Origin of the sequence: Sporosarcina contaminans (assembly GCF_042679045.1) — a bacterium.
Classification (GTDB): Bacteria; Bacillota; Bacilli; order Bacillales_A; family Planococcaceae; genus Sporosarcina; species Sporosarcina contaminans.
The window spans coordinates 22,646-36,647 of record NZ_JBHTLT010000033.1; the positions used below are offsets into that span (position 1 = coordinate 22,646).

A 14,002-nucleotide genomic window follows, 5' to 3' on the forward strand; every position below is an offset into this window, starting at 1 on the left:
CTTATACAAGCCAATAGATAAAAAGTAGGAAGGATGATTGGTTATGAAGTTAAGGAAATATGGTCTATTATTCGCAAGCGCTTTCATGAGCGCGTCCATTCTTTCGGCTTGTGGAGATGGAGATAAAAACGAAAGCTCTGAAGGTGGAAATGAAAGCGGTAACAGCCTTGATACAAAAATTGTTACGATTGCGACTGGTGGTTCTTCAGGTCCATACAATATCATTGGAACTACATTAGCAAATGAGTACTCGAAGGAATTTGGCGTTAACTCGAAGCCGCAGTCAACAGGAGCTTCCGTAGAAAATATCAACTTAATTAAAGAAGGAAAAGTTGAAATGGCTTTTGTCATGAGTGATGTACTCACTGAGGCAGTTGAAGGGATCGGTAACTTTTCTTCAAAAGTAGGGGAAGTTCAGCAAATCGCAGCTCTTTACCCGAACTACGTACAAATTGTTACAACAGCAGATTCAGGAATTAAATCGATTGAAGATCTGAAAGGGAAACGCGTTGCAGTAGGTGACCAAAACTCCGGGGTTGAAGTGAATGCTCGCAACTTACTGAATGGTTTCGGTATCACTTACGATGATTTGAAAGTCGACTATTTAGGCTACGCTGAAGCTGCAGATGGCTTAAAATCCGGAAGCATCGATGCAGCATTTTTGACGAGTGGTCTACCAAACTCCTCGGTGATGGAGTTGGCTGCAAGCATTGATTTGAGCCTCGTTTCAGTAGATCCAGCCAAAATCGAGGAAATTGCAAAGGATCAACCTTATTTCGTAGCATTGGATATTCCTGCTGATACATACGGCAATGCGGAAGCAGTTCCGACAGCTGCAATTATGAATGCTCTCGTCGTGAGCAGCGAATTGAGCGAGGATGATGTCTATAAAATGACAAAGAAATTCTTCGAAAGCTTAGATGCGCTTGGCAATTCTCACCAAGCAGCGACAGAAATTACACTTGATGGTGCACAGCAAGGCATGGTAGCACCTGTTCATCCTGGTGCACAAAAGTACTACGATGAGCAAAAGTAAGAAATACCTTGGCGGGGGCATGCTCTTGATCATGCTCCTGCTTGCTATTTTTGCCATCAAGATTCCTACCATTCAAATGACGTATATGGATGGTAGTTTTTATTTGACTGACAAGTCTTTTGAAATCGGATGGATACATTCAGTTGAAAAAGAGCCTTGGTATGAAACATATGGAATCGAAAAGGGCGACCTCCATTTAACGGAAACAAAATTCAAAACATTCGGAGCGGGAGTTCCTTCGGATAAAGAAGTGATCCGATCGGAAGATGGGTTTATCCATATGAGCATTCATGAAAAATTTGAGGAACTCCGTCTCACTGTATCGGAAAACACGAAAACGACATTATACACAGAAAAGAATACAATTCCGCTATATGAGTTTATCGATAATCACGAAACAGTCATCTTCCGTGTCGAAAAAACACCGTTGTGGAAGATTATAAGAGGTGAAAAAATTGACGAAATTAAAAAACAAGGAAAGTCAACTTGAAAATACAGAAATATTATCGGAAGAGCAGCAAGCTGAGCTTTTAGAGAAATTTGATACCGAATCAAAGGTAAGAAAGCTTACAGGGAAAAAGGTTGCCTTTTTTGTATCAATTGTAGCGATTCTATATTCGATTTTCCATTTATATATTACCTTTAATCCAATGCCGACACTCCAGCAGAGAGCTGTTCACGTAGCGGTAGGGATTGGGTTAATTTATCTCATTTATCCAACGTATAGTAAGCAAAACAGAAGCAAAATTGCTATTTACGACTGGGTGCTCTTCCTTTTAGGGTTAGCAACTGCCGGCTATTTAATCGTGGAATATACGGCTATCGTCACGACACGTGGCGGGATTCCAAATACATTCGATATTGTCATGGCTATTGTAACCGTTGTGCTTATTCTTGAAGCTGCAAGGAGAGTAACTGGATGGATACTCCCTCTGTTAGCTCTTCTATTTTTGGCCTATCCTTTTTTCAGCCATATGGATTGGATGCCAACGAAAATGATGACCCGCCAATATGATTTGGGCGATATTTTTGGGCAAATGTATTTGAAGACAGAAGGGCTGTATTCTACAGCAATCGGTGCTTCCGTATCGTTCATTTTTTTATTCATTTTGTTTGGTGCTTTTTTAGCCAAATCAGGAATGGGGCAGTTTTTTAACGACTTAGCTTTGGCACTAGCAGGTCATAAGCAAGGAGGACCTGCGAAAGTTGCGGTTATTTCAAGTGGATTCATGGGAAGTATTAACGGTGCCGCAGTGGCGAACGTAGTAGGTACCGGGGCATTTACAATTCCGATGATGAAACGTGTCGGCTACTCGAAAAACTTTGCAGGCGCCGTTGAAGCAAGCGCTTCCGTTGGGGGGCAAATATTGCCGCCGATCATGGGTGCAAGTGCGTTTATTATGGCGGAAACGACAGGTGTTAAATACGGAACAATTGCTCTTGCAGCTTTGATTCCTGCGGTGCTCTATTTTTTGGCTGTTATTATGCAAGTTCATTTCCGGGCAGGAAAAGAGAATTTGAAGGGAATACCGAAACCGGATCTACCACGAGTAAAAGAAGTAATGAAAGAGCGCGGGCATTTGCTGTTGCCGATTGTTTTTCTTATTTTTCTTTTGTACCGCAATGTCCCGATCGGGCATGCGGCATTCTATACGATTGTTGCAACAGTCATAGTGGCGGCATTTAGGAAATCTACCCGCATGTCCGTAAAAGATATTTTAGGAGCATTGGATAGCGGTGCACGCCAATCATTATCTGTCATGGTTGCTTGTGCTGTAGTCGGTATCATTATCGGTGTTGTTAGTTTGACGAGCTTCGGAAATGTGATGACTTCCTCGATTGCTAGCCTTGGTGCTGGTTCATTGTTCTTAACATTGTTCTTTACGATGATTGCTTCAATGGTTTTAGGTATGGGGCTTCCTTCCATCCCGGCATATATTATTACAGCGACGATGGCTGCACCTGCATTAGCAGTGTTTGACGTTCCGATCTTAGTTGCTCATATGTTTGTATTCTATTTCGGTATATTTGCGAACATTACACCTCCTGTTGCCCTCGCTGCGTTTGCAGGAGCAGGAATTTCTGGCGGAGATCCAATGAAAACTGGATTTACAGCCTTGAAGCTATCGGCTGCAGGCTTTCTAATACCGTTTATGTTCGTGTATAATCCAGCGATGTTGATGATCGACACGACAGGCGTCGCTATGAATGCTCGTGAATTTCCGATGGCTTCATTTATTGCCATTACAATGATTACTGTTACCGCCATCATCGGAATTATCGCATTAAGTGCCTCTATAGAAGGCTATTTTAAAACGCATCTTAATCCGCTTTGGCGCATAGTTCTTGGTGCGGGAGCGTTGATGTTGATCATCCCTGAAACAATTACTGATATTGTCGGCATTATCATTGTCGTTGCTATGTTTGCGTTGAATTACGCAAAAAATAAAAAAGAAGAACAGAGCTTATCTGCTTAATAATATAAAAATGGAAGTCCTGTTGCGATTGCAATGGGGCTTTTTTTTGAATTGATATACGATTACTCTATCGGAATTGTCCATGAAATCGTATAATAGAAGAAACGTATAAAGACAGGGGCTTGATGTAATGAAAAGACGCTTGTATCCATTGATTGCTTGGCTTGCACTCCTATTTGTCATATTGCCATTCACAACGACTGCTACCGCTGAGCCTCTTGAAGAAATCCGCCAGTTAGTGAAAGATCATTATGTAGATGAAGTATCGGATACGGTTCTCATGAGGGGGAGCGGCAGGCAAATTACTGACGGCCTTGATCCTTATTCCGTCTATATGTCAGCGAAAGAATTCAATACATTTTTGAATGAAATTGAGCAAAGGATTGTCGGGATCGGCGTCGTATTAGCAGAGAGCAATGAAGGAATAGTGGTCACGTCTGTCATTTTAGGAGGTCCGGCCGACAAAGGCGGCATTGTTGCTGGAGATATCATTACGCATGTGAATGGCATATCACTGCATGCTAAGCCTGTTTCAGCTGCCATTTCTTTAATTGGTGGAATTGAAGGGACTCCTGTCAAGTTATCTATTATTCATCAACAAGAAAAGAGAGACGTCACGATAAAACGTGCTGAAATCCATTTGCCGACCGTAGAAGCTGAAAAATTGGGTGGAAATGTAGGCTATATTCGACTCAATAGCTTCGCGACAGATTCTGCAAGAGAAATGTCGCGAGTCATTCAAGCAATGCAAGATGCAGAAAGTTTTATTATTGATTTGCGGGACAATGGCGGTGGCTATATCATAGCCGCCCAAGAAGTGACGGGGTTTTTTCCAAATGTACCAAATGCTTTTCAATTGAGAGAGCGGAATAAGGAACCGGAAGTGTACACTGCCATTAAGCAGAAAGTGAATTTGAAAGGCAGAATCTCTTTGCTCATCAATCAGAATAGCGCAAGTGCGTCTGAAATGTTAGCCGTGAACGTAAAAGAAATGGGTGCCGCAAAATTATATGGGCAAACGACCTATGGCAAAGGAACAATGCAGTCCATGTATAGTTTTCAGGATGGAAGTGCTTTAAAACTGACGACAGCCCGTTTTTATTCGCCAAAAGGCCAAGCGGTTGACGCGTTAGGCGTAAAACCTGATGTTCTAACGGATATTGGTAAAGAGGTAGAAAGAGCACATTATGACCATCTTAAGGAAAAATATAAGACATATAAAGAACTGCCGACATTGAAAGAAGTGTCTTCGGACAAAGTATTTACCGTAAATTTGACTACAATGATGGATCAGAAGACGATGGATGCGTCCGCTATAGAACTTATCCAATTAGGTGGACAAGAAGTGAGTGTGCATGTAGAAGTAGTTGATGGGCAAACGGTGAAAATTATTCCGGATGAACTTTTGGAGTCAGAGCAATCTTATTTGCTTGTCATTCATCCACAATGGAAAGATCTTAAAGGAAAGCAAGTGAAAGATGGAATTCAATTGAAAGTCACGATAAAATAAAGAAGGAGTGAGAGCCAAGCTGCCGATGTTGTGGTAGGATGGCTCTCATTATTTATTTCCGACAAGGTCAATGTGAAGAGGCAAATTACGTCGCTGGATTTCAAGTTCTAATAGTTTAATGAACTGAGGACAAAGGTTTAGACTGACAGCCTTTTTATAGGCATCTAATAGCAAATCATCCGGCATTTCTAACAATGGCGGGGCACCTCCATACATAGTAATAATGATTAAGATCGATGCATATACTAGGCGTTTCGAATTCTTACTCTCACCGTACCAAAATTTTTCACATGGAACAACCGTTCTTTTATCCACATGATTTCGTGGATAACTTGTGGTTAACTTGTTTGTAAATGTAGAAAGTCAATTGCTTCAATGGGGGTAATGTGGAAAAGGTTATCCACAGTCATGAGAAACTCGAAATTTGTCGAACGATTTTCTTGATTTTTGGAATAATCGGGGCCATTCTTCTTCTGATTGAATAGAAATCTAAAGTCTTTTCAGTATGAATTAAATATTGTGACTATTATGTAATTAAGGTAGTATAGTAGGAACAAATTTTCATTCATTCGGGGGGATGGTCATGTTCAAATTTGATAGGTTAGGAGAGGAAATTGTAAGTGAAATAGCAGAGCTCATCAAAGAAGATGTCATTTTAACTGACCGTAGAGGATTTATTCAAGCAAGTACAGATAAAGAGCGGATTAACCAGTTTCATGAGGGTGCATTAATTAGTTTGAGAGAGAAAAAGATCTTGCACATGTCTGATAAGGAAGTAAAGACATTACAAGGGGTGCGTAATGGGGTCGTTATGCCAATTGTCATTGATGGCCAAGCGATTGCGGGATTGGGGATTACAGGAGATCCACAAGTTATTCATCCACAAGCTCAATTAATAACAATAGATAAAGATTTCATTTTGATTGAACTTGCGATGTGCTATTAAGAAGATTCGCAACTTCTATCAAAAATCTTGATGATTCATTCGCTATAATCATGATGACAAAGGAGGGGAGTTTCTTGGAAGATGAACAGACAATTCAACGCGCAGTCGAATGGATTGAAGAGAATTTGGATAAGGAAATCCAACTAACAGACGTTGCCAATTTTTCGGGTTATTCGAAGTACCATTTCCATAGATTGTTTCAGTCGGTTTTGAATATGACTGTGGATCAATACATTCGTACACGGAGACTTGCAGCAGCTGCGGTATTATTACTGCATTCGAATGAGCGAATCATAGACATTGCTTTCCATGCTCTGTTCAACTCCCAAGAAGCATTCAGCCGGGCCTTTAAGAAAGCATATCATCTGTCGCCGGGGGAGTATCGACGGATTATGAGAAGCATTATTTTGAGAAAGGAGGAATGTTTTATGCAGGAAATAAAAGGCTGGTTTTTAAGTGGCAGTCACCCACAAAATTATCGAATGGGAATTGACAGACAAATTGTCCATATAGGAAAAGCTTCAGGGTTTCTGCATTCTGAATTCGTAACTGGGGCAGATGAGTTTGCAACGATGATGCAACAATTTAAAGCGGATCAATTTATTGGCAAACGCGTGAAATTATCGTGTTTTATCAAATGTGAAGAAGTACAACAATTTGCAGGGGCTTGGATGCGCGTAGACAATCAAATAGGAGATGTGCTGCAGTTTGATAATATGAGCAATCGACCTATAAGCGGTACAATGGATTGGAATTTTTATTCACTTGTATTAGATGTACCAGCTAATAGTAGTGTCATTTCGTTCGGGGTTCTATTGCAAGGAAAGGGAAAGCTATGGGTAAATCAATTTCATTTTGAAGAGGTGGCGGAAACGACTGCCACTACAAATTTGGAGCTTGTGCCTAAGTTATTGGACGAGCCTGTAAATTTATCATTTGAGGAATAGCATTGTATCGACCAAACGGGTCTTGGTATTTATTATGCCAAGATCCGTTTGTTTTTCACATTTTACGACAGTGATCTTCTTACTGATTGGAGCGCAGTTTCAAGTGAGACAAAAATCAAAGAGTTTTGCGGTTTTATTGTTGTTTTGTGATAGTAAACAAAAAAACATGCCGAAAAGTATGTAAACATTGTTCATATAGCTATATATTCGGAGTTATTGAACTATTACAATGTGATAGTAAATATAGAATTATTTGATAGAAGGAGGCTGTTGAATGGATGCGCATATAAAGGAACAATTGATTGCCATAACAGGCAGTGCGCATGTCAGGACAACGGTAGCACAAAAATTAGCCTATTCGTATGATGCAACTGCTAATTTTCAAGCGCTTCCGGACCTGATCATATCGCCTGCTTCCATAAATGAAATACAAGCGATTGTCAAAGTGTGCGCAGAGCACAATGTTCCGATCATTTCAAGAGGGTCAGGGACGAACCTTGCTGCAGGCACAACTCCAACAGCTGGAGGGGTTGTACTGTTGTTCAACCGAATGAATAACATATTGGAATTGGACACTGAGAATTTGACATTGACTGTGCAACCCGGCGTTATCACTCAAGAAATCAATGAATATGTAGCCGATGCAGGATTGTTTTATCCTCCTGATCCAAGCTCGATGAGTGTGTCTACGATAGGTGGAAACGTAAGCGAAAATTCAGGCGGACTTCGCGGATTGAAATATGGAGTGACGAGAGATTATGTAAAGGCATTAAAGATTGTGTTACCGAATGGGGAATTGTTGACGACGGGTGGCAAATTGGCGAAAGATGTGGCGGGCTATGATTTAACGAGCCTGTTTGTCGGGGCTGAGGGCACATTAGGTATCGTTGTCGAAATTACACTCAGTTTAATTCCCGCTCCAGAATCGAAAAAAACATTATTGGTCTCTTACGACACACTTGAAAAAGCTGCACTAACTGTTTCCTCAATCATTGCAGCAAAAATTGTGCCTGCAGCACTTGAATTCATGGATAAAGGGACAATTGAAGCGGTGGAGGAATTCATGAAAATAGGACTGCCAACGAATTGCGAGGCAATGTTGCTTATAGAGCAGGACGGAGATCCGGCAGTTGTTGAGAAAGATATGGAACTTGTACATAAGCTTTGCATGGAACACGGCGCGACGTCTACTCAAATGGCACAATCCGTGGAGGAAGCCGCTAATTTAAGTGTTGCACGTCGGGTTGCCTTGTCGGCATTGGCAAGAAAACGTCCATCAACCATTTTGGAAGACGCTACTGTTCCGAGGTCAGAGATTGCCAAAATGGTAAAGGCAGTGCAGGAAATTGCCCAAAAATATGATTTGCTCATTTGTACGTTTGGTCATGCAGGAGATGGAAATTTACATCCTACAATATTGACTGACGTTAGAGACGAGGAGGAGATGGCAAGGGTTGAAATGGCCTTTGCGGAAATATTTCACTATGCAATCCAATTGGGAGGCACGATCACAGGCGAACACGGTGTCGGGGAAATGAAAGCGCCCTATCTCGAATGGAAAATAGGCAAAGCAGGAATTGATGTTATGAAAAGGCTTAAACAAGCAATTGATCCTTTCAATATTATGAATCCAAATAAAATTTTTGCGAAATCCACGAAAAAGAGAGTTGTGGTACATCATGGTTAGCCATGCGGAAACGATGAGGAAGTCTTTCATTGAGCATGTTGATGAAGATCGGATTATGGATTGCATGCGTTGTGGTTTTTGTCTTCTATCTTGTCCTACTTATATTCATTCAGATTTTGATGAGACGCAATCGCCACGCGGAAGAATTGCGCTCATGAAAGCTGTTCGAGATGGCGTCGTAGAATGGGACGGCTCTATAGAAGAGGCGTTCGACTTATGTTTAGGTTGTCGGGCGTGTGAACCTGTCTGTCCGGCAGGGGTGCAATACGGCACTTTGATCGAAGAAACGAGAGAAGCGATCGTATCTGTAAAAAAACAGTCGCTGAAAGAAAAGACGATTCGCAAAGGGGCATTTGATCATTTATTTGCAGATCATCAAAAAATGAAGAAAGCCGTTGGACTTGTCCATTTTTATCAGCGTTCAGGATTGCAGAAGGTGGTACGGAAAATTGGTTTTTTAGAATTATTTCCTCCCTTTATTAAAGAAATGGAGAAAGCGCTTCCGAAGCCTCCGTCAAAAGAGATAAATACTGTCCAGAATGTACCGGTCAAAACGAAAGTTGCATTTTTCACAGGCTGCCTAATGGATACGATATTCAAAGAGACGAACCGACATACAATCGAGCTTTTGAACTCCTTAGGCTGTGAAGTGATTATTCCTGAAAATCAGCAATGCTGCGGTGCGCTGCAAGGGCATAGTGGAGAGATGGAACGTGCAACAAGAAATGCAAAGGTGAATATTGAAGCGTTTGATTTAGAGGCAATTGACTACATCGTCAATAATGCTGGTGGCTGCGGTGCATTTCTATCGGAATATGATCGGTTGTTTGCAGACGATCCAGCTTATTCAATTAAGGCAAGGCAATTTGTGGACAAGCAAATTGATATATCCTCCCTGCTTTTGAAACTTGGGATGGCTGAGAAATTGAAATTGATGCCCAATTTGCCACAAAACGAAATTGTAACGTACCAAGATTCTTGCCATTTGAGAAACGTAAATGGCGTCAAGGAAGAGCCAAGGAATCTTTTAAAATCCGTGAAGGGTAGTGTCTTTGTTGAATTACCCGGTGCGCATCAATGCTGCGGTTCTGCCGGTATTTATAATTTATTGCAACCCGAAATGGCATCCAGAATTTTGAGAACGAAAATGGAAGAGGTGAAACGGATTCGCGCAAGTACCATTGTCACGACAAATCCAGGCTGTTTGCTTCAAATGCAAGTCGGAGTAGAGAAAGAAGGCTTTACTAACATCCGGGCTGTCCACTTAGTAGATTATATTCACGAAAAAATATGGAGAGAAGATGGAGGGGATTGAAATGAAGTTGAAAAGAGGAAGGATCTTAGGAGCAATTGGGCTAACCGCAATGCTTATGTTAGGTGCTTGTTCAGATGCGAAAGGCGATACGAAGGATGGGGCAGATGGAAAAACATATAATTTGAAAATGTCTGTCACAGTAAATGACTCCTCAACTTGGTATAAAGCAGCTGAAAAGTTAGCGAACGATCTGAAAGAAGAAACCGATGGGCGTATCAATATTGAAGTGTATCCAAACGAACAGCTGTCCGGAGGAGACCAAGGAAAAGGGGTCGAGCTTCTAGCGAAAGGGCAAACCGATTTGAGCTTCCACTCGACGATCATTTACTCAATTTTGGATGACCGTTTCGGTGTTCCAAGTGCACCGTTCCTGTTCAAAGATAAAGAAGGAGTGGACAAGGTATTTAATGGAGCAGGAGGAGAAATGATCGCCGACATTTTGAATGAAAAAGGCGTTGAGCTGTTAGGGTATGGGGAAAACGGCTTTCGCCAAATTACAAATAGTAAAAAGACGATTCAAACGCCTACAGATATGGCAGGGATGAAAGTTCGCATTCCGGGCATTACGATGTATACCGATTTGTATCGTGCATTAGGCGCTGATCCGACAACAATGGCCTTTTCAGAAGTATTCACATCATTGCAGCAAGGCACGATCCATGGACAAGAAAACCCAATCGATGTCATTCATTCTTCCAAGCTGAACGAAGTGCAGGATTATTTGACGTCTTGGAACTATTCTTACGATCCGTTAGTATTGGGCATTAACAAAAAATTATTCGATTCAATGAGCGCAGAAGATCAGGAATTAATTAAGAAATTAGGTAAAGAAGCTGCTGACTATCAAGTGGAATTGGCTCGTGAAAAAGAGGCTCAGCAAATTGAGGAATTGAAAGCGGCTGGTATGGAATTCTATGAACCGACGGAGGATGAAATGGAGCAATTCAGAGAAGCTGTTCAACCTGTTTACGATAAATATACGGATATTTGGGGCGAGGACTTGCTCAAAGCATTTCAAGATCAATGATAGTAGACGGAGGTTACATGAATGGAAAAGGTGATTAGCAGATTAGAAGAGTGGATAGTTGCGATCGTTTTATCCATCATGTCCACCATTGCATTTGTCAATATTGTTTCAAGAGGGGTAGCGAACTATTCATTTTCATTTACTGAGGAAATTACAGTGAATTTATTTGTTGCTTTAACATTTGTCGGTACTGCCATAGGTGTGCGTCAACACGCACATCTTGGCTTTACATTGATTTATGACCGTTCGAATAAAGTGATTAAAAATATGATTACCGTTCTTGTCGGTTTAATGATGTCCTTGCTCTTTGTCATTTTGATCTATTTCGGTATTCAAATGGTGCTGTTCCAAGTTCAAATGGGGCAGAAGACACCTTCCTTAGGATGGCCTCAATGGTATTTTTCCATAATGATGCCGATTGGAGCTTGTCTATGCTTGCTTAGAACGATTCAAGTGACGGTTAAGGAATTACTTGAACAGAACAGGAAAGGGGAGCGAACGGTATGATGGCATTTATTTTATTCGGATTATTCATCGTGCTCGTAATGCTCAGACTGCCGATTGCGGTAGCGCTTGCTATATCTTCCATAGCCGTCCTCTTTACGGGTAGCGGGATGTTCGGGCTGGAATTGGTTGCGGATATTATGTATTCAAGCGTATCCAAATTTACACTTTTAGCCATTCCGTTTTTTATTTTAGCTGGTGTCATTTTGGAACAGGCAGGTATTTCAAAGAGATTGATTGACTTTGCCCAATCCCTCGTTGGGCACCGGAAAAGTGGCATTGTCTTCGTAACGGTGATGACCGCTATCTTTTTTGCGGCGATTTCCGGTTCAGGGCCAGCAACTGTCGCTGCGATCGGCGGAATCTTAATACCGGCGATGGTGAAAAACGGCTATAAAAAAGAGACAGCCGGAGGACTTGTTGCAAGTTCGGGTGCAATCGGCATTATCATTCCGCCAAGCATTGCTTTTATCGTCTTTGCGGTCGTTGCGGGCGATCAAATCCCGGTATCAATCGGCAGAATGTTTATTGCAGGTGTAATTCCAGGTCTATTATTGGGCGTTGGATTTATTGTAGCCGCCATGTATGTCCGATGGAAGCAAGAAAGGACGGCAGGGCCACTACTATCGGTAGCTGTACGAAAACGTGCAACATTGATGGAACAGTTAAAAGCATTTTTAGGCGCTTTTTGGGGGCTGTTAATACCGATCATCATTTTAGGCGGTATTTATGGCGGTTTTTTCACACCTACTGAGGCAGCTGTTGTTGCAGTATTTTATGGGTTATTTGTAGGGTTTTTCGTCTATCGTGAATTGAATATGAAAAAGCTTTTTGACATTTTAGTGTCAGCATCTGTACAAACTGCGGTCGTCATGTTCATTGTCAGTGCGGCATCCGTCTATGCGTATATTATTACGACCGAGCAGATTGCGCGGCAAATTTCGACTGCCATGCTTAGTATTTCAGATAATCCGATTATCATTCTATTATTGGTGAATATTTTATTGCTTATTGCAGGAATGTTCATCGATGCGATTTCAGCTTATTACATTTTCATTCCGATTTTATTGCCAATCATGATTTCATTTGACGTGGATCCGACAGTTTTCGGGGTTTTTATGACAGTCAACTTGGCAATCGGTTTATTTACACCTCCGGTCGGACTGAATTTATTTGTTGCGGCGGGCATTTCGGGTAATTCCATCGGAGAAATTTCAAAAGGAGTATTTCCGTTTGTCGTATCATCCGTTATTATCCTCTTGCTCATTACGTATATACCGCAGCTATCGACATTTTTACCAGACCTACTCAAAGTTAAATAAGGGGATGAGGAAGTGAGATTGAAAGAGCAGACTGCCATTATTACCGGTGCAGCAAGCGGAATTGGGGCAAGTGCGGCTTGCAGGTTGGCAAATGAAGGTGCCAATGTCGTTTTAGTAGATATAAATTCATGCAGTAAAACGATTGAATCTATTCGGCAGCTTCAGCCAGATGCCAATGTTTTAGAATGCTTAGGGGATATAAGGGATCCTGAATTTGTAAAAGCGGCAGTGGCACGTGCTTCGGATACATTTGGGGAGCTGCATATTTTAGTGAACAATGCGGGCACATGTGGCAGGGTAGGGATTAAAGATATGGTGTTAGATGTGTGGGATCGTGATTTAGATACGAATGTGAAGGCGACATTTCTATTTATACAATCAGTTGTCTATCCACATATGCTTGAGCAGCAATACGGAAGGATTATTAATATAAGCTCCATTTCCGGCATTAACGGAGGGGCGGTTTCAGGAGAAGATGGCAAACATAATCGATCGGGCCCTGCTTATGCCGCTTCTAAAGGCGCTGTAATTGCTTTAACGAAATGGGTCGCAAAAGAGTTGGGTCCAATGGGAATTACGTGTAATTCGGTTGCGCCAGGCGCCACTGAGACAGCTATCACAGCAAATGTTGCTTATGATTTGAAGAGACAAGTGATCAAAAGAATGGGCACGCCGGATGATATTGCAGAAGCGATCAATTATTTTGCTCTTCCTGAGTCGGGTTATACAACGGGGCAAGTGCTCAGGGTAGATGGGGGCTACAACTTTGGATAATCGAATTCAAGCGGTGCGCGACGAAAAGTCGAATCGAATTATTGGCAGGCTTATGAAGGACGTTGACTTTTTCCAAGGCATTAAAGAAGTATGCCGATTATTCAGCGTGCAAGCGGCCCAATTTCAATGTATCGGTTCGCTCCAATACGCTACATACGTGCAATTGGATCAACAATCAGACGGGTCTCTTGTCTATTCAGAGAAGGTAAAAACGGATACGCCGGTAGAACTCTTGTCTGGGACGGGGTTTGTCGGATTGGATATGGAGGAGGAGCTTGAAGTTCATTTCCACGGAATGTTTGTTGATTGTAATAAGAACTTGAATGGCGGCCATTTTTTAGATGGGGAAAATCCGGTCGCAGTTACAGTTGAGTTCTTATTACTTCCACTCAATAATGTACGGATGCAACGTGAAGTGGATGAGATTTGGGGCATTCCTGTTTTTCAATTTAGGTAG

General features: G+C 41.7%; 14 protein-coding genes. 13 read left to right on the forward strand and 1 reads right to left on the reverse strand.

Annotation, left to right across the window (positions count from 1 at the left end; genetic code table 11):
- Window positions 1-43 precede the first annotated feature (43 nt).
- From ACFQ38_RS06855 to ACFQ38_RS06870, 4 genes are all read left to right on the forward strand, one after another.
- The gene (locus ACFQ38_RS06855) at window positions 44-1,036 is read left to right on the forward strand and encodes a TAXI family TRAP transporter solute-binding subunit (protein ID WP_381480163.1); all 993 of its coding nucleotides are present in this window, start codon (window positions 44-46) and stop codon (window positions 1,034-1,036) included.
- Window positions 1,037-1,067: 31 nt separating this feature from the next.
- Window positions 1,068-1,526 carry a DUF1850 domain-containing protein gene (locus ACFQ38_RS06860; RefSeq protein WP_381480193.1) on the forward strand — a complete coding sequence of 153 codons (459 nt, stop codon included), beginning with the start codon at window positions 1,068-1,070 and terminating at the stop codon, window positions 1,524-1,526.
- Window positions 1,527-1,536: 10 nt separating this feature from the next.
- Window positions 1,537-3,513, forward strand: coding sequence for a TRAP transporter permease (locus tag ACFQ38_RS06865; RefSeq protein WP_381480194.1), 1,977 nt, complete (start codon window positions 1,537-1,539; stop codon window positions 3,511-3,513).
- A 130-nt stretch (window positions 3,514-3,643) separates the two neighbouring features.
- Window positions 3,644-5,023, forward strand: coding sequence for a S41 family peptidase (locus tag ACFQ38_RS06870; RefSeq protein ID WP_381480164.1), 1,380 nt, complete (start codon window positions 3,644-3,646; stop codon window positions 5,021-5,023).
- 48 nt (window positions 5,024-5,071) lie between these two features.
- On the opposite strand, the gene sda is transcribed toward ACFQ38_RS06870, so the two are convergent.
- A complete protein-coding gene (gene sda / locus ACFQ38_RS06875) occupies window positions 5,072-5,209 on the reverse strand; it encodes a sporulation histidine kinase inhibitor Sda (RefSeq protein ID WP_381480195.1) in 138 nt (45 codons plus the stop codon).
- 397 nt (window positions 5,210-5,606) lie between these two features.
- Between sda and ACFQ38_RS06880 the strand changes: the two genes are divergently transcribed.
- The 9 genes from ACFQ38_RS06880 to ACFQ38_RS06920 all read left to right on the forward strand — a co-directional run bounded on the left by ACFQ38_RS06880 (window position 5,607) and on the right by ACFQ38_RS06920 (window position 14,002).
- Complete coding sequence (locus ACFQ38_RS06880) at window positions 5,607-5,969, forward strand: sugar diacid recognition domain-containing protein (protein WP_381480165.1); 363 nt, start codon at window positions 5,607-5,609, stop codon at window positions 5,967-5,969.
- A gap of 53 nt (window positions 5,970-6,022) precedes the next feature.
- Window positions 6,023-6,916, forward strand: a complete 894-nt coding sequence (locus ACFQ38_RS06885; protein ID WP_381480196.1) for a helix-turn-helix domain-containing protein — start codon at window positions 6,023-6,025, stop codon at window positions 6,914-6,916.
- Between the two features lie 274 nt (window positions 6,917-7,190).
- Window positions 7,191-8,603, forward strand: a complete 1,413-nt coding sequence (locus ACFQ38_RS06890; protein ID WP_381480166.1) for an FAD-linked oxidase C-terminal domain-containing protein — start codon at window positions 7,191-7,193, stop codon at window positions 8,601-8,603.
- The gene (locus tag ACFQ38_RS06895; RefSeq protein WP_381480167.1) at window positions 8,596-9,918 is read left to right on the forward strand and encodes a (Fe-S)-binding protein; all 1,323 of its coding nucleotides are present in this window, start codon (window positions 8,596-8,598) and stop codon (window positions 9,916-9,918) included. The genes ACFQ38_RS06890 and ACFQ38_RS06895 overlap by 8 nt, the downstream gene beginning before the upstream one ends.
- 1 nt (window position 9,919) lies before the next feature.
- Entirely contained in the window at window positions 9,920-10,945 is a 1,026-nt protein-coding gene (locus ACFQ38_RS06900) for a DctP family TRAP transporter solute-binding subunit (RefSeq protein WP_336822393.1), read from the forward strand.
- Window positions 10,946-10,966: 21 nt separating this feature from the next.
- Window positions 10,967-11,452, forward strand: a complete 486-nt coding sequence (locus ACFQ38_RS06905) for a TRAP transporter small permease (protein ID WP_336822392.1) — start codon at window positions 10,967-10,969, stop codon at window positions 11,450-11,452.
- A complete protein-coding gene (locus tag ACFQ38_RS06910; protein ID WP_336822391.1) occupies window positions 11,449-12,771 on the forward strand; it encodes a TRAP transporter large permease in 1,323 nt (440 codons plus the stop codon). Before ACFQ38_RS06905 ends, ACFQ38_RS06910 begins: the two co-directional genes overlap by 4 nt.
- A gap of 12 nt (window positions 12,772-12,783) precedes the next feature.
- Window positions 12,784-13,545, forward strand: coding sequence for an SDR family NAD(P)-dependent oxidoreductase (locus tag ACFQ38_RS06915; RefSeq protein WP_336822390.1), 762 nt, complete (start codon window positions 12,784-12,786; stop codon window positions 13,543-13,545).
- Window positions 13,538-14,002 carry a PPC domain-containing DNA-binding protein gene (locus tag ACFQ38_RS06920; RefSeq protein WP_336822389.1) on the forward strand — a complete coding sequence of 155 codons (465 nt, stop codon included), beginning with the start codon at window positions 13,538-13,540 and terminating at the stop codon, window positions 14,000-14,002. Before ACFQ38_RS06915 ends, ACFQ38_RS06920 begins: the two co-directional genes overlap by 8 nt.